Genomic DNA, 25,484 nt, shown 5'->3' with positions numbered 1-25,484 from the left:
TCGCTGCAAGTTCAGGCCATAGTTTAGCGTAAATCGCCGGGACGGGCCATGCCGTGCTGACCTTGCAGACAAGATTGCAGGGGGAGCATGACGTCGGGCACGGTGATGCTGTAAAGCATTTATTGCCGTGCGACACCATTGATTTGTAACAAGTTGCTGCAAAGCCTTGTGTGCGCCCGCTGGCATCCTAATGTGTTGAAATAGCATCGTTGCCAAGCCAACCAGCAGCTTGATTGATATTTAACAATCAGGAAGTTTGCGCGAGGCGCAGATGCAGCGTGTTTGGGCTAGTATATTGTCTTATATGCAATTCATTTCGGTGGGTTGCACATGCTTTTACTCACGCGGCAAGCGGCGCACGTTGATTGGACGTGGCTGTGCGAGTCCTGTGCAGGCAGTGCGATATGGATGGAAGGCAGAGGGGAGGGCTGAATCTGATGGAAAGACGTTTATTTAAACACTCTAAGCCAGCCTTAAGTTCGTATCGGCATTCTTTCAACATTCACCAGACGAGGAAAAATCATGGCACATCATGCATTAGCATCGCAAGAGAGTTACAACCCTAACCACCTGCTCGACATTCTGCTGAGTAAGATGCAGCTGAAGAATGATGCAGCGCTGTCACGCCTGCTCGAAGTGGCGCCACCCGTCATCAGCAAGATTCGCCACCACCGTTTGCCGGTCGGCGCCTCGCTGCTGATACGCATGCATGAAGTGACGGGCATGAGCATCCGTGACCTGCGCGACCTGATGGGCGACCGCCGCACCAAGTACCGTTTGTCCGACGCCCAGGGCCGTCCAAAAGCAGAAGACCGCGGCGATGCGCAAGAATCGAATTACGCGCACTGAGGTGGCGGTTGTACGCTGACTGTGCCGCTTGCGTAGCTGCTGGCGGCACCAGGCTGGCGTGGACCGGGCAAGACGGAACGATGGCAGTACCCATAACGGCTTTCGCCTCCAGGCGAGGGCCGTTTGCGTTTGGGGTTCTGCCTGCCGAGTCGGCCTGAATCAGCTTAAGAGTGCCGTGGTGATTTCATCGTAACGCAGTTCGATTTCGCGGAACAGCTGCAGATACGTGTCCTCGCCCAGGCCCAGCGCGTCCCACGCCACCGGCGACACGCGCGGCACCATGTCGTCGCCCGCCTGCGCCAGGTCCAGCGCGCAGACGATGGCATTGGCCACGTGGATCAGTGACGCCAAGAAACCCGCCCCCGGCGCTGCCGGCTGCAGGTAGTTGCCGATGGCCAGGCGCATGGTGTCGGAAAAATTCCAGTGTTCGGCCAGGGCCACGCCCGCCTGCACGTGGTCCACGCCCAGCACGGCTTGCTCCGCCTCGAGCAGGGTGCAGTCCTGCGCCGCCTGGTGCGCGATGACTTGCGCGTACTGTGCGGGAAAGCTGCTTACCAGCACCAGGCGACCTATGTTGTGCAGCAAGCCGGCCGTGAACGCGTAATCCTGGTTGAAGCGGATCTGCCGCGCCAGCACCTTGGCGCACGCTGCCGTGGCCACGGAATGGCGCCAGAAGGCCTTGTCGTCAAAGCCGGGGCAGCGGCCCTCGGGGAAGCAGCCGGTGATGGCGGCCGAGGTGATCAGGCTGCGCGTGGTCTGGAAGCCCAGGTAGGTGATCGCCTGCTGGATGGTGGTGGCCTTCACCTGCAAGCCGTAGTGTGAAGAGTTGGCCAAGCGCAAGGTTTTTGCCGTCAGTGCCTGGTCGTACGATACTTTTTTCGCCAGCACGGAAATATCCACGTCTTCCTGGTCTATGCTGTTGAGCAGTTCCATCACCACCACAGGCAGCGACGGCAGGTCATCGAGGTGGGCGACGATATCGTCGAGCGTCAGCTGGGTGCTCATGCCGCGTCTCCCGTGCCCAGGCGGTATGCCGAGACATAGTTGCGCAGCACGGTGGTGGTCACGTCGGTGGCGTCGTCGCGATCATTCTTGCGGAACAGGTAATCGAGCCGCTCGCGGTGGGCCGCCTGTTGCGCGGCAATTTCTTCCGGCGACGGGGGCGGCGCCTGGATCGGCAGCATGGCGATGCCGTGGCGCGGCATCAGGGCCAGCATGTTTTCCGTCAGTACCGCGCCTTGCGGCAACAGCACTTGTCCATGCGCATCGAGCAAGACGTCCGACAAAATCATGCCGGGAAGAACTTGTTCCAGGGGTAGATGTTGATGCGTGACCGCCATGACGACTCCTTAGATGATTGCGGGATATTACCATTGCCATCGCGCAATGTCTCAACCTGCATCAAAGTCTCTATCGAAAGTGGGGATGCTGTAAATCTTGCCAATAAGCATGTCATACCGTACATTTGATTCAGGCCGTTGCATTGCCGCCGTATCTGCGCCCGCGCCGCGGGCCGGCGGCCGGTCCCGGGAGTGTTGATTGATGGTGAGTATCCAAGTCCGGCTGACGTTGCTTTTTGTCGTGATCGTCACCCTGGTGCTGGGCATTTCCGGCAGCTATACCCAATATACATTGAGCCAGGAACTGGAGTCGGGCAGCGCCCGCCTGCGCAGCGGCGTGCTGACGCGCTTGCAGACGAGCTTGCCTTCGGCCCTGTGGGATCTCGATAAATCCAAGGTCGACAGCATCGTCGCGGCCGAAATGCTGCCGCCGGAACTGGTCGGCATCCGCGTCTACGATGCTTCCGTGGGCCTGTTCGCGGGCGAAGTGCGCGACGCCTCCGGCACCCTGGTGCCGCTTGAGGCGGACGTGGCCATGGGCGGCACGCCCGTCGAGGCGCCGCTCGTGTTCCGCGACGCCGTGGCGGCCGCCACCGGCGGCAAGCCCGTGATCGTGGGCAAGGTCATCGTCAATTTCAGCCGCGAGCAGATCGACGCGGCCCTGCGCGGCGAAGTGCGGCGCAAGGTGGTGGAAGTGTTGCTGCTTGACATCATTCTCGTGGGCGCGCTGGCGCTGAGCCTGCGCATCGTTTTTGACCCGCTGAAACAGCTGCGCGACGGTTTGTTCGACCTGGCCACGCGCGACAGCGACGACGTCGAGGAACTGCCGGAAAACCGCCGCGATGAACTGGGCGACGTGATCCGCGGCTTCAACGCCGTGCAGCGCAAGCTCAAGTCCATCATCGCCGGCATCCGCCAGGCGGAAGACGTGGCGCGCCGCTCGCAGCAGGAGACGGCGCAGGCGATGGACGACTTGCGCCGCACGCAGGAGTCGCTGCTGCAATCGGAACGGCTGGCCTCGCTGGGCAGCCTGGTGGCGGGCGTCGCGCATGAAATCAATACCCCAGTCGGCATCGCGCTGACCAGCGCTTCGGTGCTGAAGGAAGCCACGGACGCCATCAGCGCGGCCGTGGCCGGCGGCGCGGTGAAGAAAACCGACATCGTGCGCTACCTGGAAACGGCCGGCGAGAGCGCGCGTTTGATCATGAACAATGCCTACCGCGCCGCACACCTGATCCACAGCTTCAAGCAGATCGCCGTTGACCAGGTCAGCGAGGCGCGCCGGCTGTTCGAATTGCGCGACTATATCGGCGAAGTGATTTCCAGCCTGCAGCCGACCCTGAAAAAGACGCACATCGCCATCGATATCGATTGCCCGCCGGACATCATGCTTGACAGCTACCCCGGCGCCCTGGCACAGGTGCTGACCAACCTGGTGCTCAACTGCGTCGAGCACGCCTTCGACGCGGATACGGCCGGCAACATCCATATCGGCGTCCATTGCGACCGCGACTGGATAGAAATGCAGGTGCGCGACAATGGCCGCGGCATCGCGCCGGACATGCTCGACCGCGTATTCGACCCGTTCGTCACCACGCGGCGCGGCCAGGGCGGCACGGGATTGGGCCTCAATATCGTATTCAACTTGATTGCCAAGCAGTTTGGCGGCACCATCACGGTCAGCAGCACGCTGGGGCAGGGCGCGACATTCCTGCTGCGCCTGCCCCGCGTGACGCCGCTGCCGGACAGCGCCGCCCATGCGCCTGCCGGCCAGGCATAGGCAAGGAGAAAACCATGGCAAACGTAGCAAATACACAGCAAGTGGCGTTCTTGCGTGGCATCAATGTCGGCCGCGCCAAGCGCGTGGCCATGGCCGACCTGCGCAAGCTGCTGGGCGACCTGGGTTTTGCGGATGTGCGCACCGTACTCAACAGTGGCAATGTGGTGTTTGACGCGGGCCAGGTGACGCCGGCCGAGGCCGCGGGCCGCATCGAGGAAGCGCTGGTGCTCAAGCTGGGCGTGGCGGCGCGCGTGACGGTGCTGTCGGCTGCCCAGTTCGCCGAGCTGATCGCGCAAAATACGCTGGCGCCGGCGAGCGACGCGGCCCGTCTGCTGGCGCTGGTGCTGAACAATCCGGCCGATGTCCAGCGCCTGGCACCGTTGCTGCAGCAGTCCTGGCAGCCGGAAGCGCTGGCCCTGGGGCAATGGGCGGCGTATGCCTGGTGTCCCGACGGCGTGTTGGCCAGCAAGGTGCTGGCGGCCCTGGGCGCCATGCTGGGCGACGGCGTCACGTCGCGCAACTGGGCCACCATGCATAAATTGAAATTGTTACTCGATGGGCCAGACGTGGCCGCAAACGCGTGATGCAAGGAGGAGTGATGCCGCAGATTACAGGGGAGTTCGAGGTGGCCATGACGCCGGAAAGCTTGTCGGCCACGGCCGCGCAGTCGGGACTGGGGCGTCTGTCGCTCGACAAGCGCTATCGCGGCGCGCTCGACGCCAGCGCGCAGGGCGAAATGCTCAGCGTGCGCGCCGGCGTGGCCGGGTCGGCCGGCTATGTGGCGCTGGAACGCGTCGAGGGCACGCTCGATGGCCGCCAGGGCAGCTTTTATCTGCAGCACAGCGGCAGCATGGCGCGCGGCACGCCCAGCCTGTCGCTCGCCGTGGTGCCCGACACGGGCACGGGCCAGCTGCAGGGCTTGCAGGGCGCCATGGCCATCCGCATCGAAGGCGGCAAGCATTATTATGATTTCACTTACGATATTGCTGAGGCGCCATGAACTGGGACATCGTCAAGGGCGTCCTGATCGTGCTCGTCGCCGTCAGCGTCGTGCTGACCGCCTTCGTGCTGATTTCCGCATCCGGCCCCGACAAGGCGGCCTGCATTGCGCGCGCGCTGAAGGCGCGTATTCCGGTGGGTACTATTGAGCGGGTTTGCCGCCTGACGGAAAAGTAAGCGGTAAAAAAAATTCCGCACGAGGCGGAATTTTTTCAGCAGGGCAGTGCGCCGCTGGAAGAGCTTTACCCATCGAATTTTTCCTGTTTTTCGCCATGTACGCTAAATGCCAGCAAGCCCAGGCCGACCAGCAGCATCGAATACATGCTCGCTTCCGGCACGGCCGCCGGTACGCTGTTCTGTTGCGCGGGAGCGGATGCGCCGGCCCTGGCAGGCGCCAATGTGGCACGGCGCGCGCTGCTCCAGGGGGGCGCGGCTTGCGCGGGACTGGTATCGGCCAGCAGGCGCGCATACGGCACGTCCGGTGTTTCCCAGCCTGGATTGTTGTTCAGGCTGATGTTTTCATCGATTACGACACGCGCGTCCGCGTCAGGCAGCTTGCCCGTCTCGCTCACTGCCGCCGCACTCCATGCACTGGCCGACAGCGCCAGCATGGCCACGCATAGCGGCTGAACAATCTTCATCTTGATCTCCCTGTGTTCACCGCGTGGCGCCGCCGAGACCGGCTGGCGCATGGACGGATAATTCGCCTGTACGGGGGCGTATCATGGTTTTTCTGATGACTTCTTATTACAGCACAACCCATGGCAATTTTGGTATGTATATTTGCTATTAATTACGAATATTTGTCATTTTGATAGTGCCGGCGCTATCGCTGCCGCGCGCCTCGCATGAGTACGCTATCGGCGCGAAAACACTGTTGTTTTTTTGTGCGAATCGCCAGCAGGAAAACAATATATTGATTAGTATATTGTTTATCGCATGATGATGCATAACGCAGCCTGTGGGAGGGCATGATGGAGACGGTCGCAACGCAAGAAACACAATACAATCTCGACGCCATGCGCGGATCGGCCTACAAGGCCAGTTCGCTGCTCAAGGCCATGGGCAATGCCGACCGTTTGATGCTGCTGTGCCAGCTGTCACAGGGCGAGCATTGCGTCAGCGACCTCGAGCAGAAAGTGGGCATCGGCCAGCCGACCCTGTCGCAGCAGCTGGGCGTGCTGCGCGAAGAAATGCTGGTGGCCACGCGGCGCGACGGCAAGCAGATTTATTACCGCGTCGCCAGCGCGCCCGTGCTGGCCGTGCTGCAAGTGCTGTATGCGCAATTTTGCGCGCCGCGCCCGCCGTTCAACGACGAAGCCGACTGAGATGGCCATGACGATTGCGTGGGAATACTTTACGCCGTTCGCCTCGCTGGCCGGCGGCATGCTGATCGGCCTGGCGGCTGCGCTATTGATCTTGTTCAATGGCCGCATCGCCGGCATCAGCGGCATTCTCGGCGGCTTGCTGCGCCCGCGCAGTGGCGACCTGGGCTGGCGCATCGCCTTTCTCGCCGGCCTGGCCGGCACGCCCCTGCTGTACCAGCTGTGGCAAGCCTTGCCGCCCGTGCAGATCGACGCGGGCACGCCAGCGCTGATCGTCGCGGGCTTGCTGGTGGGCGTGGGCGTGCGCTACGGCGCCGGCTGCACCAGCGGCCACGGCGTGTGCGGCCTGTCGCGCCTGTCCCCCCGTTCGCTGGCGGCCACTTGTGCCTTCATGGCAGCCGGTTTCCTCACCGTCTATCTGTTGCGCCATCTGTGAGCAAGCTTATGAGCAAGCTGATCCTTTCCCTGTTGAGCGGCCTCGTCTTTGGACTGGGCCTGATCGTCTCCGGCATGAGCAACCCGGCCAAGGTGCTCGGTTTTCTCGACCTGGCCGGCGCCTGGGACCCGTCGCTGGCGCTGGTGATGGGCGGTGCCATCGCCGTCGCCATGCCCGCGTTCTGGCTGGCGCGCCGGCGCACCAGGTCGCTCCTGGGCGACCCCATGCAATTGCCCGTGTCGCGCCGCATCGACCGGCGCTTGCTGCTGGGCAGCCTGGCCTTTGGCGCGGGCTGGGGCATTGCCGGTTTCTGTCCCGGTCCCGCCCTCGTGTCCCTGCTGGCGGGCCAGCCGAAGGCGTGGATGTTTGTGCTCGCCATGCTGGCCGGCATGGCCGTTTTTGAAGTGCTGGAGCGCCGCCAGGCGCCGGCGTCGGCCTGAGACGGTACAATCTGGCGCATCGCCATTCAGGATGCCCGAATACCATGAAGACTGTAATGCAACGAACAGGCGTGCGCGCCGCCGTGCTGTGCAGCGCGCTGCTGCTGGCCGCCTGCGGCAGCTTGCTGAAGAAGGAAGCGCCGCCCGCGCCCGCGCCCGTGGCCGACACCTTGCCTAACCCGCAAGTGCTGTTGCTCGGCGAAGTGCATGACAATGCGCAAGGCCAGCGCCTGCGCGTCGCGGAATTGCAGCGCCGCCTGGCGGCCGGCTGGCGTCCCGTGATCGTCATGGAGCAATTTGACCGCGAAAACCAGGCCTTGCTGACGCGCGCCGCGCGCGAATGCGCCGACCCCGATTGCATCATCCGCGTGATGGAGCAGCCGCGCTGGGACTGGAGCATGTACCGGCCCGTGCTGGACCTCGTCATCAGCTACCAGCTGACCTTGATTGCCGGCAACCTGTCGCCGGCCGACGCCTCGCGCATCGTGCGCGACGGCATTCAATGGTCCATGCCGCCCGCCATGGTGGCCACGTACCTGGCCGCGCCCATGCCGGCCGATATTCTGGAAGGACAACAAAAGGAAGTCCAGGCGGCCCGTTGCAATATGTTGCCCGACATGATGATCAACGGTGTCGTCAACGCCCAGGTGGCGCGCGATATCTGGATGGCCAAGCTGATCCGCGACCAGGCGCCGCGCGACGTGGTGCTGATCGCCGGCAACGACCATGTGCGCAAGGATATCGGCGTGCCCCGCTGGCTGAAGCTGGCCGATCCGCAACTGAACCTGCGCAGCATCGGCTACCTGGAGCAGGGTAGCACCGGCTACAAGGGCACGTTTGATTTGACGCAAACGATGCCCGCGCAGCCGCGCCCGGATCCGTGCGCGAAGTTTAAAAAATAAGGTTCAGGAAATAATCACTGCTGCACCCGCACCAGGGCGCTGACCCGGCTGGCCGTATCGAGCAGTTTCGGCAGGCTGTGTTCCAGCAGGTGCGCCACGGACGGCCCCGCCGTCTGGCCGCTGACGTTGATGGCGGCCACCACCTTGCCGGCCCGATCGAACACGGGCGCGGCCAGGGCGATCAAGCCCTGTTCCAGCTCTTCCTGCACCAGGCACCAGCCCTGGCGCCGCACTTGCGCTATCTCTTCCATCAGGACGTCGATATCGACCTTGGTCGCCGGCGTGATTTTCAGCAGCGCCATCTTCGACAGCCGTTCGCGCAGCGCCTCGGGCGTCAGGCCCGACAGCAACACCCTGCCCATCGAGGTGCAGTAGGCGGGCAATCGGCTGCCGATGCCCAGGTTGATCGACATGGTGCGGTGCGCGGACAGGCGCACGACGTAGACGATGTCGTCGCCGTCGAGCACGGTGGCCGAGCACGACTGGCGCAAGGTCTGCATCAATTCTTCCAGCAGCGGCTGCGCCTGCGTCCACACGGGCAGCGACGACAGGTAGGCGTAGCCGAGGTCGAGCACCTTGGGCGTCAGGCGGAACAAGCGCCCGTCCGCTTCCACGTAACCGAGATGCAGCAGGGTATGCAGGATGCGCCGCGCGCCCGCGCGCGTCAGCTGCGCCCGTTCCGCCACTTCGCTCAGGGTCTGTTGCGGCGCGTCCGCGCCGAAGCTGCGCAGCACGGCCAGGCCCCGCGCGAACGATTGCACATAACTGTCGCCGGGACGCGGCGCGCCGTCGGCATCCAGGGTTTCTTCGGTGGCAAGGGGCGTGCTGCTGCGTGCGGTCATGGCAATTCCAATGGGGCAAGGTGGCAATTATAGCCATGGCGGTGGCGAAAACGGCAAATTGACAAGCACCCCGATCAGGCATATTCTCACGAATAAGTTCTAAATACGAATATTTGTTCGTTATGCGAACAAATGGCAGATGAGTTTGATTTGGAGGAGACCGCAATGATCGACAAACTGCGTTCCAGCGTGATTGACGCGCTGGCCGATATCCACGATGGCGCCACCGTCATGATTGGCGGCTTCGGCGGCGCGGGCCAGCCGGCCGAGCTGATCGACGGCCTGATCGCGCAGGGCGCGCGCGATCTTGTCATCGTCAACAACAATGCGGGCAATGGCGACACGGGCCTGGCCGCCCTGCTGAAAAACGGGCAAGTGCGCAAGATCATCTGTTCGTTCCCGCGCCAGACCGATTCCCACGTCTTCGACGCCCTGTACCGCGCGGGCAAGCTGGAGCTGGAACTTGTGCCGCAGGGCAACCTGGCCGAGCGCATCCGCGCCGCCGGCGCCGGCATCGGCGGCTTCTTTACGCCCACGGGCTATGGCACGGACTTGGCCAAGGGCAAGGAAACGCGCGAAATCGACGGCCGCATGTATGTGTTCGAATCGCCCATCCACGCCGATTTCGCCCTGATCAAGGCGGAGCAGGGCGACCGCTGGGGCAATCTGACCTACCGCAAGACGGCGCGCAACTTCGGTCCCATCATGGCCATGGCCGCCAAGGTCAGCATTGCTTCCGTGCACGAAGTTGCTGAACTGGGCAGCATCGACCCCGAACACGTCATCACGCCGGGCCTGTTCGTGCAGCGCATCGTGCAAGTGCCGCGCACGGCCACCGGCCCCGCCGGCTTCAAAGCTGCCTGAGGAGTATCAAATGCGAAAATGGAATCGAGACCAGATGGCGGCCAAGGTGGCGGCCGACATCCATGAGGGCGCCGTCGTGAACCTGGGCATCGGCTTGCCGACCCTGGTGGCGAATCACTTGCCGGCCGGCGCGGAGATCATCCTGCACAGCGAAAACGGGGTGATCGGCATGGGCCCTGCGCCCGCACCCGGCGAGGAAGACTACGACCTGATCAATGCGGGCAAGCAGCCCGTCACCCTGCTGGCCGGCGGCAGCTATTTCCACCATGCCGACAGTTTCGCCATGATGCGCGGCGGTCACCTGGACATCTGCGTGCTGGGCGCCTTCCAGGTGTCCGCCACGGGCGACCTGGCCAACTGGCACACGGGCGCGCCCGACGCCATCCCCGCCGTGGGCGGGGCCATGGACCTGGCCATCGGCGCCAAGAAGACGTGGGTCATGATGGAATTGCTGACCAAGGGCGGTGAAAGCAAGCTGGTGCAGGCGTGCTCGTACCCGCTGACGGGCATCGCCTGCGTCAGCCGCATCTACAGCGACCTGGCCGTGCTCGATCTGGGGCCACACGGCGCCACGGTCGTCGAACTGGCCGATGGCTTGAGTTTTGAACAGCTGCAAGCCTTGACGGCCGTGCCGCTGACGGACGGACGTTAATTCAATCACTTTCTTGGAGGAAAGAGCATGACTCACGCTTATATCTGCGACGCGCAGCGTACGCCGTTTGGCCGCTACGGCGGCGGCCTGTCCGGCGTGCGCGCCGACGACCTGGGCGCCGTGCCCATCCGTGCCTTGATGGCGCGCAACCCCAACGTGGACTGGACGGCCGTCACGGACGTGCTGTACGGCTGCGCCAACCAGGCGGGCGAGGACAACCGCAACGTGGCGCGCATGGCCGCCTTGCTGGCGGGCTTGCCCGACAGCGTGCCGGGCGCCACCCTGAACCGTTTGTGCGGCTCGGGCCTGGACGCCATCGGCAGCGCCGCGCGCTTCATCAAGAGCGGCGAAGCGGGCTTGCTGGTCGCCGGCGGGGTGGAAAGCATGAGCCGCGCGCCATTCGTCATGGGCAAGGCCGACAGCGCATTTTCGCGCGGCATGAAAATGGAAGACACGACCATCGGCTGGCGCTTCATCAACCCGCTGATGAAGGCGCGGTACGGCGTCGATTCGATGCCGGAAACGGCGGAAAACGTGGCCAGCGACTTCGGCATCAGCCGCGCTGACCAGGATGCGTTCGCCCTGGCCAGCCAGGTCAAGGCCCTGGCGGCGCAGCAGGCGGGCGTGTTCGACAGCGAAATCTGTCCCGTCAGCATCGCGCAGAAGAAGGGCGAGCCGATGATCGTTGCCCGCGACGAGCACCCGCGCGCCACCACCCTGGAAACCTTGATCAAGCTCAAGCCTGTCGTGCGCGCCGATGGCACGATCACGGCCGGCAACGCATCCGGCGTCAACGATGGCGCGGCGGCCCTGCTGCTGGCCGACGAAGCGAACGCTGCCCGTTTCGGCCTGACGCCTCGCGCCCGCGTCGTGGCCATGGCGACGGCCGGCATGGCGCCCCGCATCATGGGTATCGGCCCCGCGCCCGCCACCCTGAAAGTGCTGGCCATGACGGGTTTGAGCCTGGCCGACTTCGACGTCATCGAACTGAACGAAGCGTTTGCCGCGCAGGGCCTGGCCGTGCTGCGCCAGCTGGGTCTGCCCGACGACGATCCGCGCGTCAACCCGAACGGCGGCGCCATCGCCCTCGGCCATCCGCTGGGCGCCTCCGGTGCGCGCCTGGCCATGACGGCCGTCAACCAGCTGCACCGCACGGGCGGACGCTATGCGCTCTGTACCATGTGCATCGGTGTAGGCCAGGGCATCGCGCTGGTGCTGGAACGGGTCTGATTCCATGCGCCCGCAGGCGAAAAAGTTGCCGGTAGTACGTATTAACCCGTATGCCGGACGGCTTTTTGACCTTGATCAAGGGCGTATGATGCAAAACCAGCCCGCGCAATCCGGCTGGTGTTGTCTTTTTTACACGAACAAGAAGATTGATATGACTTCCCACGATACTCCGCATGACGTTGCGCAGCTGACTTCCCAGCAGCGCATCAAGGCCATCATTGGCGCTTCTTCCGGTAACCTGGTCGAATGGTTCGACTTCTACATTTATTCCTTCTGCGCCCTGTATTTCTCGCACGCCTTCTTCCCTTCCGGTAACCCCACCACGCAACTGCTGCAGACGGCAGGCATCTTTGCCGCCGGCTTCCTGATGCGCCCGGTGGGCGGCTGGCTGTTCGGCCGCATCGCCGACAAATACGGCCGGCGCCAGTCGATGATGATTTCCGTGCTGATGATGTGCGGCGGCTCCTTGATGATCGCCGTCATGCCGACGTATGACACGATCGGCGCCTTCGCGCCCTTCCTGCTGCTGGTGGCGCGCCTGTTCCAGGGCCTGTCCGTCGGCGGCGAATACGGCACCAGCGCTACCTATATGAGCGAAGTGTCGGAATCGGGCAAGCGCGGCTTCTTTGCCTCGTTCCAGTACGTGACGCTGATTGGCGGCCAGTTGCTGGCATTGCTGTTGCTGGTCATCCTGCAGCAGTTGCTGACGCTGGAAGAGCTGCGTGCCTGGGGCTGGCGCATCCCGTTCGTCTTTGGCGCCCTGGCGGCCCTCGTCTCGCTGAACCTGCGTAAATCGCTGACGGAAACGACTACCGCCAGCGAGCGCAAGGACAAGGACGCGGGCAGCCTGCGCGGCTTGCTCAAGCATAAGCGCGCGTTTATTACCGTGCTGGGTTTTACTGCCGGCGGCTCGCTCGTGTTCTACACGTTTACCACCTACATGCAGAAATACCTGGTGAACACGGCCGGCATGGATACCAAGACGGCCAGCGCCGTCATGACCTGCGCCTTGCTCGTCTACATGATTCTGCAACCGGTGTTCGGCGCCCTGTCCGACCGCATCGGCCGCCGCACCTCGATGCTGTTCTTCGGCGGCCTGGCCACCCTGTGCGTGCTGCCGATCATGCACGCCTTGAAGGATATTTCCAGCCCGTACGCGGCGTTCGGCCTGATCATCATCGCGCTGGCCATCATCAGCTTCTACACCTCGATCAGCGGCTTGATCAAGGCGGAAATGTTCCCCGTCGAAGTGCGCGCGCTGGGCGTGGGCCTGTCGTATGCGGTCGCCAACGCCATGTTCGGCGGTTCGGCCGAATACGTGGCGCTGCAGTTCAAGGCCTTGCACGTGGAAGAGTACTTCTATTGGTACGTCACCATCATGTGCCTGATTTCCTTCATCGTTGCCATCCGCATGCCGGACCCGAGCCGCTCGGGCTTGCTGAAGTAACGTTGTCGTAGAATAAGGGGCACCGCGGTGCCCCTTTTTCATTGCCGCCTTTTTCCACCGTGCCGATCAGGAGTTGTCATGTCGTATGTTATTCCCGCACCCTTGCAAGCCAGCGTACCCGTTGCCGGCAGCGTCGATACTTTTCCTGTTCACCGCATCTATTGCGTGGGACGCAACTATGTCGAGCACGCCAAGGAAATGGGCCATACGGGCCGCGAGGCGCCGTTTTTCTTCATGAAGCCGGCCGACGCCGTGCTGCCCGTGCCGGCCGGCACGACGGGAGAATTGCCGTACCCGGCGCAGACGCAGGATTTCCAGCATGAAATGGAGCTGGTGGTGGCCATTGGCAAGGGCGGCAGCGATATCGGCGTGGCCGATGCATTGAACCACGTGTGGGGCTATGCGATCGGCCTGGACATGACGCGGCGCGACGTGCAGGGCGCGGCGAAAAAGCTGGGCCGTCCATGGGAAACGGGCAAGGCCTTCGAACACTCGGCGCCGATCGGCCCCATTACGCCGGCCGCGCAGGCGGGCGACATCAGCCATGCTGCCATCACCCTGCGCGTGAATGATGATCTGCGTCAAAGCAGCAGCGTCGAGATGCTGATCTGGAACGTGGCCGAAACCATCGCCGACCTGTCCACCTACTTTACCTTGCAGCCGGGCGACCTGATCTACACGGGCACGCCGGCCGGCGTGGCGGCCGTACAGCGCGGCGACGAATTGGTGGGAGCCATCGACGGCCTGGGCGAATTGCGCGTGCAAGTGGTCTGAGCGGTCAAGGAGAGCGGCATGCTGAACGACACGTATTGCATGGCACAACCGGCGCGCGCCGCGATCGACGGCTTGGCCGGGCCGGCCCTGCTGGAATTCGGCGCTGGCTGGTGCGGCCATTGCCGCGCCACCGAGGCGCCGCTGGCGGCCGCGTTGGCGCAGTATCCCGGGGTAGCGCATATTCGCGTGGAAGACGGCCCCGGCCGCGCGCTGGGGCGTTCGTTCCGCGTGAAATTGTGGCCGACCTTGATTTTCCTCAAGGATGGCCGGGAAGTGGCGCGCCTCGTGCGCCCGCTCGACAGCGCGGACATCTCCAGGGCGTTTGCCCTGATTGCGGCGTAACTTCGGGGCAGACCCGCCGGGGGAGTGCGTCCCAAGGGGATGCGCTCCGATCGCGAAGCGACTGACCCCGGCAGTTGTCCACAACTTCTTGCCGCACCGCAGCACTGCGCGTATCATAAGCCGCTTACAGCAAGATCAACCGCATCCTTCGTGATGCAGCGCGATCATCGCCGGCCCGCTCCACCCGGAGGGGCCGCAGGCAAGGATTCACCACAAATGACCGATGCCGCGATGCCGACGCGCGGGTCTGGTACGGAATGCCTGGCGATACGCCTGGCCTGATACACGTCGCCCATCCCCTGACGCCTTTCCTGCCGTGCCCCGGGTAACCGGATGGCGCACGACCGTTGTTTCTCTAAATCAGCACTGATCACGGCGCGATAGCGCGCGTTGGTTCACCGTTGTCTGCCGTTAACAACGGCGTGTTGCAGCGTGGAATTTGTTTGCGAATTTAATAGCAATTTCGCAGCAAATACGCCCGCGCACAGCTATGATATGTGAACCGCGCGCCTAGACAACGTGCTGTGCTGCTGCCTGAAAAAACATCCAGAGAATGGCCTTTAGACACCCTCCCCAAGGAGCGCAGTAAATGAGCACCCCCCACAAGAAAAATTCCCCCGGCACGGTGCTGTTCGCCAGCCTGATCGGCACCACCATCGAGTTCTTTGACTTTTATATCTACGCCACGGCCGCCGTGCTGGTGTTCCCGAAACTGTTCTTCCCCGCCGGCGACCCGTCGGCCGCCGTGCTGCAGTCGCTGGCCACGTTCGCCATCGCCTTCTTCGCCCGCCCCATCGGTTCGGCCGTGTTCGGCCACTTCGGTGACCGCATCGGCCGCAAGGCCACCCTCGTGGCGGCCTTGCTGACCATGGGGATTTCCACCGTCATCATCGGCTTGCTGCCGACCTATGCCGCCATCGGCACCCTGGCGCCGCTGCTGCTGGCGCTGTGCCGTTTCGGCCAGGGCCTGGGCCTGGGCGGCGAGTGGGGCGGCGCGGTGCTGCTGGCAACCGAGAACGCGCCACCGGGCAAGCGCGCCTGGTACGGCATGTTCCCGCAACTGGGCGCGCCGATCGGCTTCTTCCTGTCGGGCGGTATCTTCCTGCTGCTGAGCGAAACCATGACTGATGAGCAATTTTTCAGCTACGGCTGGCGCATCCCCTTCCTCGCCAGCGCGCTCTTGGTCATCGTCGGCCTGTATGTGCGCCTGAAGATCACGGAAACGCCGGACTTCCAGAAAGTCATCGACAAGAACGAGGTCGTCAAGCTGCCCGTGGCCACCGTGTTCCGCCAGCATGGCCGCATGCTGTTCCTGGGCACCATCATCGCCCTGGCCACCTTCGTGCTGTTCTACCTGATGACGGTGTTCGCACTGAGCTGGGGCACGACCAAGCTGGGCTTCACGCGCAAGGAATTCCTTATCGTGCAGCTGTTTGCCGTGCTGTTCTTTGCCCTGACGATTCCGTTTTCGGCCGTGCTGGCCGACCGCCGCGGCCGCCGCGCCACCATGATCTGGGTCTCCGTCGCCATCGCCATCTTCGGCCTGGTGCTCGCGCCCATGTTCGGTTCGGGCGTGACCTGGGAAGTGACCGTTTTCATGGCCGTCGGCCTGGGCCTGATGGGCATGACCTACGGACCGCTGGGCACCATGCTGTCCGAGCTGTTCCCGCCTGAAGTGCGCTACACGGGCGCCTCGCTGACCTTCAACCTGGCCGGCATCCTCGGTGCCTCGCTGGCGCCGTACATCGCCACCTGGCTGGCCACCAACTACGGCTTGCAATACGTCGGCTACTACCTGTCGCTGGCGGCCGTGCTGACCCTGGGCGCGCTGCTGATGGTGGGCAAGCCGAAGGCGGGCAAGGAAGCCTGGCAGTAAGCGAGTCAACGCGCACGCGCCGTCTGCGCGCGCCACAAGCCGCCAGCTGCCCAGCTGGCGGCTTTTTTATTGCGCCGCCACGTGGCCGTAGCAGGATTTCAGTTGCGCGTAGTCGTAGAAGACGCTGCCCGGCGCGATGCGGGCGCCGTCGCACGCTGGCTGGAAGGGCGTTTCCCTTTCGTTGTACAGCAGGCGCACGATGAGCTCGCCTTGTCCGTTGCGGTACACATCCCACTGCAAATTGGCCGCCAGCGGCGAGACGCTCTGGCCGCGCCATGGACTGTCCGTATAGTTGTAGCTGGTCCCTGGCGGCAGCGCCTGCTGCAGACCCAGGGCCGAGGCCAGCGGGATGATCATTTCCGCGTGCGTGAAGCGCAGCTTGGCCGCGTGGCGCAGGTCGCCCCTGGCCAGTGCATCGACCTCATTGAAAAAATCCTCGCGCAAGGCCAGCGCGAAGCGCCAGGTCACGCCGCTGCTTTCCGTGGTGGCCGGTCCCTTCTGGTAAAAATCCTCGTGGTCGGCGACAGCGGCGTAGTAGCGCGCATCCTCGGCCGGCATGTAGCGGCTGAAATCGGCCGCTACCTCATGCCGCATGCCGGCGGCGATTGCGTAGAGCTCATACAGTTTCGTCGCGGCGGCATTCCGGCTGCGGATGACGGTCTTGCCGCTGCCGGTCATGGTGCGCGTCAGCTTGCCGTCCGCGCTGGTGAAGGTGTAGCTGCCCGTGTCCGCATAGCTGGCGCGCCCGTCTTCGAACTGGCCGAGGAAGGCCGGTGTAAACAGGCGTTCGAGCACATGGCGCGCATGCGCGGCCGCTTCCGGCTCTCTCGCCGGAGCGTCCATCAGGGCGTGCAACTGCTTGGTCCGTTCGTAGCGCTGGTAAGCCTGGCTGGCGGCATAGGTGGCGTAATGCGGGTCGGCGCGGTCGGCTACCCAATCCGTCTGCGGCGCCAGCTTGTGCGCGTACAGCAGGAAGCGGTTCACGCCATCCGGTGGTGGCGCCGGGGTGCGTCCCTGCGGATACGGCGCCGGCGCGGGCGGCAGGATCAGCAGCGGCGCCAGCGCCGGCGCGTGCTCCAGCAGCGATTGCGTGAAGAAGCGCGCACTGTCGCGCGCGCGCTCCACGCCGGAATGGATGGTGACGAGCTGGCGCGGCGCCGTGGCGGCGTCCTGCCCCACTTGCGCGAACAGGGCGGGCAGGCGCGCCAGCAGGCGCGCGGCCAGCTGCCGGTGCTCGTCGATGCCTGTCTGCGACAGGTTGCCGTAGCCGGGCCGCTCGATGCCGGCCACGCCATGGCCGAGCAAGGCATTGGCTTTCATCAGGGCCAGGATGTCGGGTCCCAGGGCGCGCCCCAGCGGCGTCAGGGCATCCTGCGCGGCCGCCTGCCGCCACATCGCGTACAGGGCCGCGTCGCCCTTCATGCCGGTTAGTCCGCGCGCACCGTGGCGCGCCACCAGCTGTGTGAAGATGGGCTGGAAGCCTGCCGGCGGCGCGGCATACGTGGCCGGGTCCTGCTGCGGCGCGTACGGCGTCTTGCTCTGGTAATAGCCGTCAACGGCCAGGGCGGGGCTGGCGCAGGCAGCCAGGGCCAGCAGCATGCTGGACAGGGGAAGTGGTTGGGGCATGTCTCTTTTTCGTGGTGAATAATTCTCGAATGCAAGCCTAGCACTGAACGAAAAAAAGGCGGGCACAGCTGAATGCCGTGCCCGCCTGTGCTGTCAGCGCAGCGCGTCAGCCTACCACTTCGGCGTGTACTTCAAGGTGAACTGTACATTGCGCGGGTCGCCATAGTAGTTATTCGACCCCGTATTGTTGTAGGACGGGATGATGTAGTTCTTGTCGAAGACATTGTTGATGTTGAGCGACAGGGCCACTTGCTGCGTGGCTTGCCAGGCCATGCGTGCATTCCAGATGGAGAAGCCGGCAACCTTGAACTTGTACGCGGTATCGATCGTATGGCTTTGCGTGTTGACGCCTGCGCCCACGCTGAACTTGTCCCAGGCGCCGGGCAGGGTATAGCTGGACCACACGCGCAGCATGTGCTTTGGCGTCCAGGTGGAAAAGGCCTTGCCGTGGTTGTCCGGGTCGTTCAGATAGGTCGTCGTCGTGTAGGCGTAGCCGGCCGACAGCTGCAAGCCGCGCGCCACTTCGCCAGATACTTCCGCTTCCAGGCCCTGGCTGCGCACCTTGCCCGAGGCACGCGAGCAGTACTCGTTATCGCACACCATGCCCGCATCATAGTCGAACACGGCACGGTTCTTGTGGTCGTAACGGAACACGGCCAGCGAGGTGTTGACCTTGCCATCCATCAGCCCACCCTTGATGCCCGCCTCGTAGTTGCTGCCCGTGATGGGCTTGAGGACCTTGTCTTGCGCATCGCGGATGCTTTGCGGCGTAAAGATGTCGGCATAGCTGGCGTAGGCCGACCATTGCGGATCGAGCGCGTAGATCAGTCCCGCCGATGGCGTGAACCTGGCGCTGGCGTTGAGCTGCTCTTCGGGACCTTTGGGCGTCGCATACACGAAGTCGTACCAGCTGAAGCGTCCGCCCAGCACGGCTTTCAGCTTGCCGGTCAGCTGGCCGTTCCAGCTGCCATACAGGCCCTTCTGGCGTATTTCGTAGGTGCTGACGGGCCGCACGCCGCGCGCGGCGATGCTGTCGAGGTCTTGCCATGGGCGGTTGTGCCGGATGTTGAAGACGTCGGCGCCGGATTCCCAGGCGCGGGCATAGACGTCGTCCGACGCCATCGTGACATAGCTGGCGCCCACGAGGACTTCCTGCGCGATGCCCAGGCCGTCGAATTTGCCGCGTACGTAGGTATCGATGCCGCGCTTGCGGTTGTCGAAATCCATGCCAAAGTCGCCATAGCGCGCGCCGCTGCCGTCGGGATTGATGGGCATGGCCACGCGCTGGTGCACGGAGCTGGTGTTTTCCTTCATGCTCACGACCGATGCCTTCAGGCTCCACTGGCTGTTGAAATGGTGTTCCAGGTCGAGATACACGTTGGTTTGCCTGGCTTCGCTGCGGTTCCAGTCGGCGCCCGTGAAGGTGGAGCGGGGCAGGTTCAGCGCGCTGCCGTCCGCGTAGCGGGGCAGGCCGATGAAGGTGGGGCGGCCGTGGGCCTTGACGTTGCTGACGGCAAGGCCCAGGGTGGTGGCCGGTCCCAGGTCATAGTCGAGTGCCGCGTACAGGGTACGGTTCTGGCTCCACACCTGGTCGACGAAGGAATGGCTGTCGTCTTCATCGACAATAACGCGCCCGCGCAGGCTGGCGTCCGCGTTCAAGGGGCTGCTGACGTCGAGCTGGGCGCCATAGTGGTCCCACGAACCGGCGCGCGCAGTCATGCTGACACTGCGCGCGGCGGCCGGGCGCTTGCGCACCAGGCTGACGGAGCCGCCCGGGCTGCCCGTGCCGACCAGCATGCCCGAGGCGCCGCGCAGCACTTCCAGGCGGTCGTAGATGACCATGTTTTCCTGGCCCCAGTTACCCAGCGCATAGGTGTTGCGGTCGATGGGCACGCCATCGTACTGCCATTGATCGATCTGGAAGCCGCGCGCCGTGATGACCACGCCCGGACCCACGCCATGCACGCCCACCACGCCGGTGACGTTGTTGACGGCTACACGCAAGTCCGTGATGCCCTGGTCGTCCAGGCGCTGGCGCGTCAGCACGCTCACGGATTGGGGGATGTCCTTCATCGCCTGCTCGCCCTTGCCGATGGTGATGCTACGCGCCGTGTAGGAGCCGCTGCCTTCCGTGGTGGCGCCTTGTTCGGCCTGGCCGACGATGGTAATCGAGGGCATGGTGCGCTCGGCCGCCGAGGCGGCATTGGCCGCCGCCGTGGGTGCGGGCATCGGCGCGGCCACCAGCACATAGCCGGTGGACGTCTTGCCGATGGCGTAGCCGCTGCCGCGCAGCAGCGCTGCAAAGCCGTCATCGATGGCGTAGCTGCCCTGCAGGCCTGCCGTCTGCAGCCCCTGCACCTTGGCGGCATCGATGACGATGGATACGCCCGCCTGCTGCGCATAGCGGTTCAGGGCACCAGCCAGCGGACCGGCGGGGATGGCGTAGCTGGCGGTGGCAGGCGCCGTTTGCGCATTTGCCTGGGCATGCATGCCGGCGCTTGCCAGCAGCAGGGCGGCCAGGGCCAGCGTGCGCAGACGCGTGCGCAGGGTGTTCTGGGACGTGACAGCAACAACTTGAGCGTACATGGTGACAGCCTTTTTTGAATGATCTCAGCTGCCTTGACGCACGAGATGCGCAAAGTGGAACTGCGAATGCTAATTATTTTTATTTATTTTATTGCGGGGGAGCTGGCGGGCGCATCCACCATCACCAGGTAGCGCGTCAGCATGCGGATGCGCAGTTGCGGGAAATTGTCGATCAACAGCTGCAGGGCCTTGTCCGTGTCGTCCAGCGGCAGCACGGCCGCCACGCGGATGTGCGCGAGCTGCGCGCGGTCGTAATGCAGCTGGCCGGGACGGTAGCGGGCCAGCTCGTCGAGCACCTCGGCCAGCGGCTGGTCGTCGACCACCAGCTGGTGCGCGCGCCAGGCGTCCTGCACGCCGGCCGCATCGATGGCCGTGATGGGGCCCACGCCATCGTCCGTGATGCGCGCGCGCTGGCCCGCCTGCACGATGCTGGCCGGCTGCCGCGGCACTTGCGCCGATACTTTCGACTCCAGCATGCTCAGGATGGTGGCGGCGCCGTCCCTGCGCACCGTGAAGCGCGTGCCCAGCGCGCGGATCGCCGCCTGGCCGCTGTCGACGATGAAGGGCCGCTGCGCATCCTTGGCCACGTCGACGAGGATGTCCCCCCGCACCAGTTCCACATGCCGCTCGCCCGCGCTGAAATGCACGTTGACGGCGCTGTCGCTGCCCAGGGTGAGGCGGCTGCCGTCGGCCAGGGTATGCGTGCGCCATTGTCCCGTGGGGCTGCGCAGGTCGGCCAGCAGGTAGGCGGGGCGTTCGCTGGCCAGCATGGCAGTTGTCAGTACCAGCATGGTGGCGGCGCTGGCGGCGGCCAGCTGGCGCAGGCGCTGGCGGGAACGCTTGGGCGCGATGGCGGCCAGCGCGGCGCGCGCGGGCCGATGGTCGCCGCCGGCCGGTTCGCGCACGGCGTGCAACTGGCCCAGCAGGCTTTCCATGCCGGCCGCCGTCGTCGCATGCAGCGGGTCGGCCGCCTTCCACGCGGCAAAGCCGGCACGCGCCTGTTCGCGCTCGGCCGGGTCGTCCGCGCTCAGCTGCACGATCCAGTGGGCGGCCTGTTCGGCGACGATATCCGTGCGTGTGCTGCTCATGCCGTCATGCCCGGGCAGGCGTGGCGGCAGGCCAGCAAGGCTTGCACCAGGTATTTCTGCACCATGCGCGTGGAGACGTTCAGCTGTGCGGCGACGGCCGCCTGCGGCAGCTCTTCCAGGTAATGCAGCAGAAAGGCGTCGCGCACCCTGGCGGACAGGCCCGCCAGCGCGCCGGCGATCTGCCCGAGCGCCTGCATGGCCATCAACACCTCGTCCGGCGATGGCGCGCCGGGCAGGCTGTCGGCCAGCAGGGCCAGTTCCGCCAGGTAGCTGCGTTCGAGTACTTGCCGGCGCGCGCGGTCGAGCAGCAAGCGCTTGGCCGTGGTGGACAGATAGGCGCGCGGCTCGCGCATGCCGAACAAGGCGTCGCGCGAGGCGATGATGCGTACGAACGTGTCTTGCGCGACGTCGGCCGCGCCATGCGGACAGCTGAGCTTTTTGCGCAGCCAGCCCACCAGCCAGCCGTGATGCTCGCTGTAGAGCGACTGCACTTGCTGTTGCAGGCTGGGCTGGATGGCGGACATGGGGAATGAATAATATAAATGAGAATTATTCTCATTGTAAGCGCCAGTGGCGTCTCGCCACAATCCCCGATTGCATGCGGAGGGGGGCAGGTGTTGCGTGCAGACCGCAATGCAGGGGTCGGAAATGAAAAAACCCGCCGCTGCACGGGGCAAGGGCGGGTTTTTCGATGCTGCAAATTCTTGGTGGTGATAGGTGGACTTGAACCACCGACCCCAGCATTATGAATGCTGTGCTCTAACCAACTGAGCTATATCACCAAACAGACCGGTCAGACCGGATGCTCGTTTTGATCAAGGAAAAAACCTGATCGATGTTCTTTGGTGGTGATAGGTGGACTTGAACCACCGACCCCAGCATTATGAATGCTGTGCTCTAACCAACTGAGCTATATCACCCCAACAGCCGAGCATTATCCAGTCTTCGCATTTCCTTGTCAATGCTGGCCATGAAAAATCTGTGGATTTTTCGTGATGGCTGGTCTCTGTGATTATTTCAGCAACGCTTGAATCTGCGCCAGCATGGATGAGGCCGGGTCTGGGCCCAGGCAATCGATGACGATGCGCTCCGGCATCGAGCGCAGCCAGGTGAGCTGCCGTTTGGCCAGCTGGCGCGTGGCGATGATGCCCGTCTCGCGCAGCGCGGCGCGGTCGATGCGGCCATCGAGGCACTCCCAGGCCTGGCGGTAGCCCACGCAGCGCATCGAGGGCAGGCCCGGATGCAGGTCGCCGCGCCGGCGCAGCTGTTCCACTTCATCGAGCAAGGCGTCGTTTTTCAGCATGAGGTCGAAGCGCGTGGCGATGCGCGCGTGCAGCACGGCGCGGTCGGACGGCTCCAGCGCGAACGATTGCAGCCGGAATGGCAGCACGGTCTTTTCGCGCAGGGCCAGCAGGGCCGACATGGGCTGGCCCGACAGGGCGATGATTTCCAGCGCGCGGCCGATGCGCTGTGCGTCCTGCGGCGCCAGGCGCGCCGCCGTGACGGGGTCCTGCTGCGCCAGGCGCGCATGCATGGCAGGCCAGCCGATGGCGGCCGCATCCTCTTCCAATTGGGCGCGCAAGGCGGGATCGGCGCCGGGCAAATCGTCGAGGCCATCGGCCAGGCCCTTGAAGTACAGCATGGTGCCGCCGACGAGCAGCGGCAGCTTGCCGCGCGCGGAGATCTCCGCCACCAGGCGCAGGGTATCGTTGCGGAACTGCGCCACCGAATACGCGTCCAGAGGGTCGATGATATCGATCAGATGATGCGGCACGGCGGCCAGTTCCTCTTTCGACGGCTTGGCAGTGCCGATATCCATGCCGCGGTAAACGAGGGCGGAATCGACGGAGATGATCTCGGATGGGATGGCTTGCGCGATGGCCAGCGCACTGGCCGTCTTGCCGCTGGCCGTGGGGCCCATGATGGCGACGGCCAGGGGGAGGTGTGGGGTGGTTTGCATGTTGAATCTTGTAAGGTGGTGCGCAAGTCTGAGTAGGTCTTTGTCAAACCCGGCGTTAAGGGCCGGGGTCGGACCCTCAGGGTCCGACCCCGGTATGCGCCGTTTGGGGGGAACTCACTGTCCCCGTAAAAATAGCTTGTCTAGCGCGTTGATCTCGACCTGCACCCAGGTGGGCCGGCCATGGTTGCACTGGTCGGCGCGTTCCGTGCTCTCCATCTGGCGCAGCAGGGCGTTCATTTCCTGCACCGATAAAATCCGGTTGGCGCGCACGGCCGTGTGGCAGGCCAGGGTGCCCAGCAATTCGTTCTGGCGCTCGATCAGCACGCGCGAGCCGCCGTATTCGCGCACGTCGCGCAGCACGTCGCGCGCCAGCGTTTGCGCATCGGCGTTTTTCAGCAGGGTCGGCACGGAGCGCACGGCAAGGGTGGTGGGCGACAGGGCGGCAATGTCGAATCCCAGCGCTTTTAACGTGTCCTGGTTTTCATTCGCCGTCGACACTTCGATGGCGTCCGCATAAAAGGTCACGGGAATCAGCAAGGACTGCACCTGCATGTCCTGGCCGGACACTTGCGCCTGCAGCGCGTTTTTCAGCTGTTCGTACAGGATGCGCTCGTGCGCGGCGTGCATGTCGACCAGCACCAGGCCCTTGGTGTTCTGCGCCAATATATAAATGCCGTGCAGCTGGGCCAGGGCAAAGCCCAGCGGATATTCTTCGCGCGCCATCGCTTCGGGCGAAGCGATGTACGGCGCCACCTGCGTGATGGGCGAGTTGGCGCCGCCGCCGAACAGGGCGCCGTAGGCCGCCGTATCCTGGGCCACGCCTGGCGCCTCGGCAAAGAAGGGACGGGCCGGGCCGGGCGAGGCGGGCGCGAAGGTATTCGTAAATTGCGCGCCGAACGAGGTCTGCGTCTGCTCGCGCCGCCAGATGCCGGGGCCGCCGGTAGCCGCCCCCGCGTCGCCGCCGCCCAGGGTGGAGGCGGCCGGCAGCGGCGCCGGCACGCTGCCGAAGGCCGTGGCCGACGTTTGCGCCAGCGCGCGCTGCACGGCGTGGAAGACGAACTGGTGCACGGATCGGCTGTCGCGGAAGCGCACTTCGATCTTCGACGGGTGCACGTTGACGTCGACCAGGGCCGGGTCGAGGTCGAGCGCCAGCACGTACGATGGAAAACGGTCGCCATGCAGCACGTCTTGATACGCCATGCGCACGGCGTGCACCAGCAGCTTGTCGCGCACGAAGCGTCCGTTGACATAAAAGAACTGGCCGTCGGCGCGCGCCTTGGACGCCGTCGGCAAGCCGGCAAAGCCGTGAATGCGCAGGCTGCCGGCCGACTCGTCCAGCGCCAGGCGCGCTTCGGCGAAGTCGTTGCCCAGGATGTGGGCGCTGCGCTTGGCCAGTTCGCTGATATTCCAGTGGTCGATGGTGCGGCCGTTGTGCGACAGCGAGAACGACACGTCGGGCCGCGCCAGCGCGATGCGGCGCACGACTTCGGCGCAATGGCCGTATTCCGTCTGCTCGGATTTGAGGAACTTGCGCCGCGCGGGCGTGTTGAAATACAGGTCCTGTACGTCGACCGTGGTGCCGTGCGCGCCCGACGACGGCGAGACGCTGCCATTGTGCGAGCCGACGATTTCCCAGGCATGAGCGGCGTCGGCCGTGCGCGAAGTCACGCTAACGGCGGCCACCGAGGCGATGGAGGCCAGCGCTTCGCCCCGGAAGCCCAGGGTACCCACGTTTTCCAGGTCGTGCAGCGATGCGATTTTCGAGGTGGCGTGGCGCGCCAGGGCCAGCGGCAGCTGGTCTTTGTCGATGCCGCGGCCATTGTCGGTGATCGCGATGCGTTTCACGCCCCCTTCTTCCAGCCGTACCGTAATTTGCGTGGCGCCCGAGTCGAGCGCGTTTTCCAGCAGCTCCTTGACCACGGCCGACGGCCGCTCGACCACCTCGCCGGCGGCGATTTGCGAAATCAACTGGTCAGGCAGGGCCTGGATCGGGCGGTGGGGCGTGATGGGAGCGTTCATGCCCTGATTATAACGGGTTCACAAGCGGAGGCACTGCTGTGCCCATGCCTGTATTTGGGGGCAGACCCTCAACGCCGCTAACGCAAAGTTCAGCGCCAACGTGCCCT

At 64.4% G+C, this 25,484-nt stretch carries 26 protein-coding genes and 2 tRNA genes; 16 read left to right on the top strand and 12 right to left on the bottom strand.

Annotation, left to right across the window (positions count from 1 at the left end; genetic code table 11):
• Positions 1-522 precede the first annotated feature (522 nt).
• Entirely contained in the window at positions 523-849 is a 327-nt protein-coding gene (locus AC07VI_RS03570; RefSeq protein ID WP_034746769.1) for a hypothetical protein, read from the top strand.
• A gap of 159 nt (positions 850-1,008) precedes the next feature.
• Here AC07VI_RS03570 and AC07VI_RS03565 read toward each other — a convergent pair whose 3' ends face one another.
• On the bottom strand, positions 1,009-1,854 hold the full coding sequence (locus AC07VI_RS03565) for an HDOD domain-containing protein (RefSeq protein WP_086143800.1): 846 nt from the start codon (positions 1,852-1,854) through the stop codon (positions 1,009-1,011).
• Complete coding sequence (locus tag AC07VI_RS03560) at positions 1,851-2,189, bottom strand: hypothetical protein (protein WP_226935421.1); 339 nt, start codon at positions 2,187-2,189, stop codon at positions 1,851-1,853. Before AC07VI_RS03560 ends, AC07VI_RS03565 begins: the two co-directional genes overlap by 4 nt.
• A 202-nt stretch (positions 2,190-2,391) precedes the next feature.
• On the opposite strand from AC07VI_RS03560, the gene AC07VI_RS03555 reads away from it, so the two are divergent.
• Genes AC07VI_RS03555 through AC07VI_RS03540 form a run of 4 tightly spaced genes read left to right on the top strand, consistent with a single transcriptional unit; the run spans position 2,392 to position 5,145 of the window.
• Positions 2,392-3,969 carry a sensor histidine kinase gene (locus AC07VI_RS03555; RefSeq protein WP_086143802.1) on the top strand — a complete coding sequence of 526 codons (1,578 nt, stop codon included), beginning with the start codon at positions 2,392-2,394 and terminating at the stop codon, positions 3,967-3,969.
• A 14-nt stretch (positions 3,970-3,983) separates the two neighbouring features.
• The gene (locus AC07VI_RS03550; RefSeq protein ID WP_086143803.1) at positions 3,984-4,553 is read left to right on the top strand and encodes a DUF1697 domain-containing protein; all 570 of its coding nucleotides are present in this window, start codon (positions 3,984-3,986) and stop codon (positions 4,551-4,553) included.
• A 14-nt stretch (positions 4,554-4,567) separates the two neighbouring features.
• Positions 4,568-4,969: a DUF3224 domain-containing protein gene (locus tag AC07VI_RS03545; protein ID WP_086143804.1), complete on the top strand. Its 402-nt coding sequence runs from the start codon at positions 4,568-4,570 to the stop codon at positions 4,967-4,969.
• Positions 4,966-5,145 (top strand): hypothetical protein, encoded by a 180-nt coding sequence (locus AC07VI_RS03540; protein ID WP_086143805.1) that lies wholly within the window; start codon positions 4,966-4,968, stop codon positions 5,143-5,145. The genes AC07VI_RS03545 and AC07VI_RS03540 overlap by 4 nt, the downstream gene beginning before the upstream one ends.
• A gap of 65 nt (positions 5,146-5,210) precedes the next feature.
• Here the strand turns inward: AC07VI_RS03540 and AC07VI_RS03535 are convergent, their stop codons facing one another.
• Positions 5,211-5,609: a PEP-CTERM sorting domain-containing protein gene (locus AC07VI_RS03535; RefSeq protein ID WP_139842366.1), complete on the bottom strand. Its 399-nt coding sequence runs from the start codon at positions 5,607-5,609 to the stop codon at positions 5,211-5,213.
• 333 nt (positions 5,610-5,942) lie between these two features.
• On the opposite strand from AC07VI_RS03535, the gene AC07VI_RS03530 reads away from it, so the two are divergent.
• Genes AC07VI_RS03530 through AC07VI_RS03515 form a run of 4 tightly spaced genes read left to right on the top strand, consistent with a single transcriptional unit; the run spans position 5,943 to position 8,071 of the window.
• Complete coding sequence (locus AC07VI_RS03530) at positions 5,943-6,296, top strand: ArsR/SmtB family transcription factor (RefSeq protein WP_086143987.1); 354 nt, start codon at positions 5,943-5,945, stop codon at positions 6,294-6,296.
• Between the two features lie 7 nt (positions 6,297-6,303).
• On the top strand, positions 6,304-6,729 hold the full coding sequence (locus AC07VI_RS03525) for a YeeE/YedE family protein (RefSeq protein WP_086143988.1): 426 nt from the start codon (positions 6,304-6,306) through the stop codon (positions 6,727-6,729).
• An 8-nt stretch (positions 6,730-6,737) separates the two neighbouring features.
• Positions 6,738-7,169, top strand: coding sequence for a YeeE/YedE family protein (locus AC07VI_RS03520; RefSeq protein ID WP_086143807.1), 432 nt, complete (start codon positions 6,738-6,740; stop codon positions 7,167-7,169).
• A 56-nt stretch (positions 7,170-7,225) separates the two neighbouring features.
• Positions 7,226-8,071: a ChaN family lipoprotein gene (locus AC07VI_RS03515; protein ID WP_492995725.1), complete on the top strand. Its 846-nt coding sequence runs from the start codon at positions 7,226-7,228 to the stop codon at positions 8,069-8,071.
• 14 nt (positions 8,072-8,085) lie between these two features.
• Here AC07VI_RS03515 and AC07VI_RS03510 read toward each other — a convergent pair whose 3' ends face one another.
• Positions 8,086-8,913, bottom strand: a complete 828-nt coding sequence (locus AC07VI_RS03510) for an IclR family transcriptional regulator domain-containing protein (RefSeq protein WP_099374177.1) — start codon at positions 8,911-8,913, stop codon at positions 8,086-8,088.
• A 165-nt stretch (positions 8,914-9,078) separates the two neighbouring features.
• On the opposite strand from AC07VI_RS03510, the gene AC07VI_RS03505 reads away from it, so the two are divergent.
• The 7 genes from AC07VI_RS03505 to AC07VI_RS03475 all read left to right on the top strand — a co-directional run bounded on the left by AC07VI_RS03505 (position 9,079) and on the right by AC07VI_RS03475 (position 16,098).
• A complete protein-coding gene (locus AC07VI_RS03505) occupies positions 9,079-9,777 on the top strand; it encodes a 3-oxoacid CoA-transferase subunit A (RefSeq protein WP_086143810.1) in 699 nt (232 codons plus the stop codon).
• 10 nt (positions 9,778-9,787) lie between these two features.
• On the top strand, positions 9,788-10,429 hold the full coding sequence (locus AC07VI_RS03500; protein WP_492995723.1) for a 3-oxoacid CoA-transferase subunit B: 642 nt from the start codon (positions 9,788-9,790) through the stop codon (positions 10,427-10,429).
• A 27-nt stretch (positions 10,430-10,456) separates the two neighbouring features.
• Entirely contained in the window at positions 10,457-11,659 is a 1,203-nt protein-coding gene (gene pcaF / locus AC07VI_RS03495; protein WP_492995721.1) for a 3-oxoadipyl-CoA thiolase, read from the top strand.
• 151 nt (positions 11,660-11,810) lie between these two features.
• Positions 11,811-13,106, top strand: a complete 1,296-nt coding sequence (locus tag AC07VI_RS03490) for an MFS family transporter (RefSeq protein ID WP_086143989.1) — start codon at positions 11,811-11,813, stop codon at positions 13,104-13,106.
• A gap of 78 nt (positions 13,107-13,184) precedes the next feature.
• Entirely contained in the window at positions 13,185-13,880 is a 696-nt protein-coding gene (locus tag AC07VI_RS03485; RefSeq protein WP_086143813.1) for a fumarylacetoacetate hydrolase family protein, read from the top strand.
• An 18-nt stretch (positions 13,881-13,898) separates the two neighbouring features.
• A complete protein-coding gene (locus AC07VI_RS03480) occupies positions 13,899-14,222 on the top strand; it encodes a thioredoxin family protein (protein ID WP_086143814.1) in 324 nt (107 codons plus the stop codon).
• A gap of 589 nt (positions 14,223-14,811) precedes the next feature.
• Positions 14,812-16,098: an MFS transporter gene (locus tag AC07VI_RS03475; RefSeq protein WP_086143815.1), complete on the top strand. Its 1,287-nt coding sequence runs from the start codon at positions 14,812-14,814 to the stop codon at positions 16,096-16,098.
• Positions 16,099-16,164: 66 nt separating this feature from the next.
• Here the strand turns inward: AC07VI_RS03475 and AC07VI_RS03470 are convergent, their stop codons facing one another.
• The 8 genes from AC07VI_RS03470 to mutL form a co-directional block, all read right to left on the bottom strand.
• On the bottom strand, positions 16,165-17,724 hold the full coding sequence (locus AC07VI_RS03470; RefSeq protein ID WP_193068828.1) for a histidine-type phosphatase: 1,560 nt from the start codon (positions 17,722-17,724) through the stop codon (positions 16,165-16,167).
• A gap of 111 nt (positions 17,725-17,835) precedes the next feature.
• A complete protein-coding gene (locus AC07VI_RS03465) occupies positions 17,836-20,310 on the bottom strand; it encodes a TonB-dependent siderophore receptor (RefSeq protein WP_086143817.1) in 2,475 nt (824 codons plus the stop codon).
• A gap of 83 nt (positions 20,311-20,393) precedes the next feature.
• Positions 20,394-21,398: a FecR family protein gene (locus AC07VI_RS03460; RefSeq protein WP_086143818.1), complete on the bottom strand. Its 1,005-nt coding sequence runs from the start codon at positions 21,396-21,398 to the stop codon at positions 20,394-20,396.
• Positions 21,395-21,922, bottom strand: coding sequence for a sigma-70 family RNA polymerase sigma factor (locus AC07VI_RS03455; protein WP_086143819.1), 528 nt, complete (start codon positions 21,920-21,922; stop codon positions 21,395-21,397). The genes AC07VI_RS03460 and AC07VI_RS03455 overlap by 4 nt, the downstream gene beginning before the upstream one ends.
• Positions 21,923-22,103: 181 nt before the next feature.
• Positions 22,104-22,180, bottom strand: a tRNA-Met gene (locus tag AC07VI_RS03450).
• A 61-nt stretch (positions 22,181-22,241) separates the two neighbouring features.
• Positions 22,242-22,318 (bottom strand) — tRNA-Met (locus AC07VI_RS03445).
• A gap of 92 nt (positions 22,319-22,410) precedes the next feature.
• Positions 22,411-23,358 (bottom strand): tRNA (adenosine(37)-N6)-dimethylallyltransferase MiaA, encoded by a 948-nt coding sequence (gene miaA, locus AC07VI_RS03440; RefSeq protein ID WP_492995717.1) that lies wholly within the window; start codon positions 23,356-23,358, stop codon positions 22,411-22,413.
• Positions 23,359-23,472: 114 nt separating this feature from the next.
• Complete coding sequence (mutL, locus tag AC07VI_RS03435; RefSeq protein WP_492995715.1) at positions 23,473-25,377, bottom strand: DNA mismatch repair endonuclease MutL; 1,905 nt, start codon at positions 25,375-25,377, stop codon at positions 23,473-23,475.
• Between the last annotated feature and the right edge of the window lie 107 nt (positions 25,378-25,484).

The organism is Janthinobacterium sp. GW821-FHT03A03, from assembly GCF_059421435.1.
This window is presented reverse-complemented; position numbering and strand designations above follow the sequence as displayed.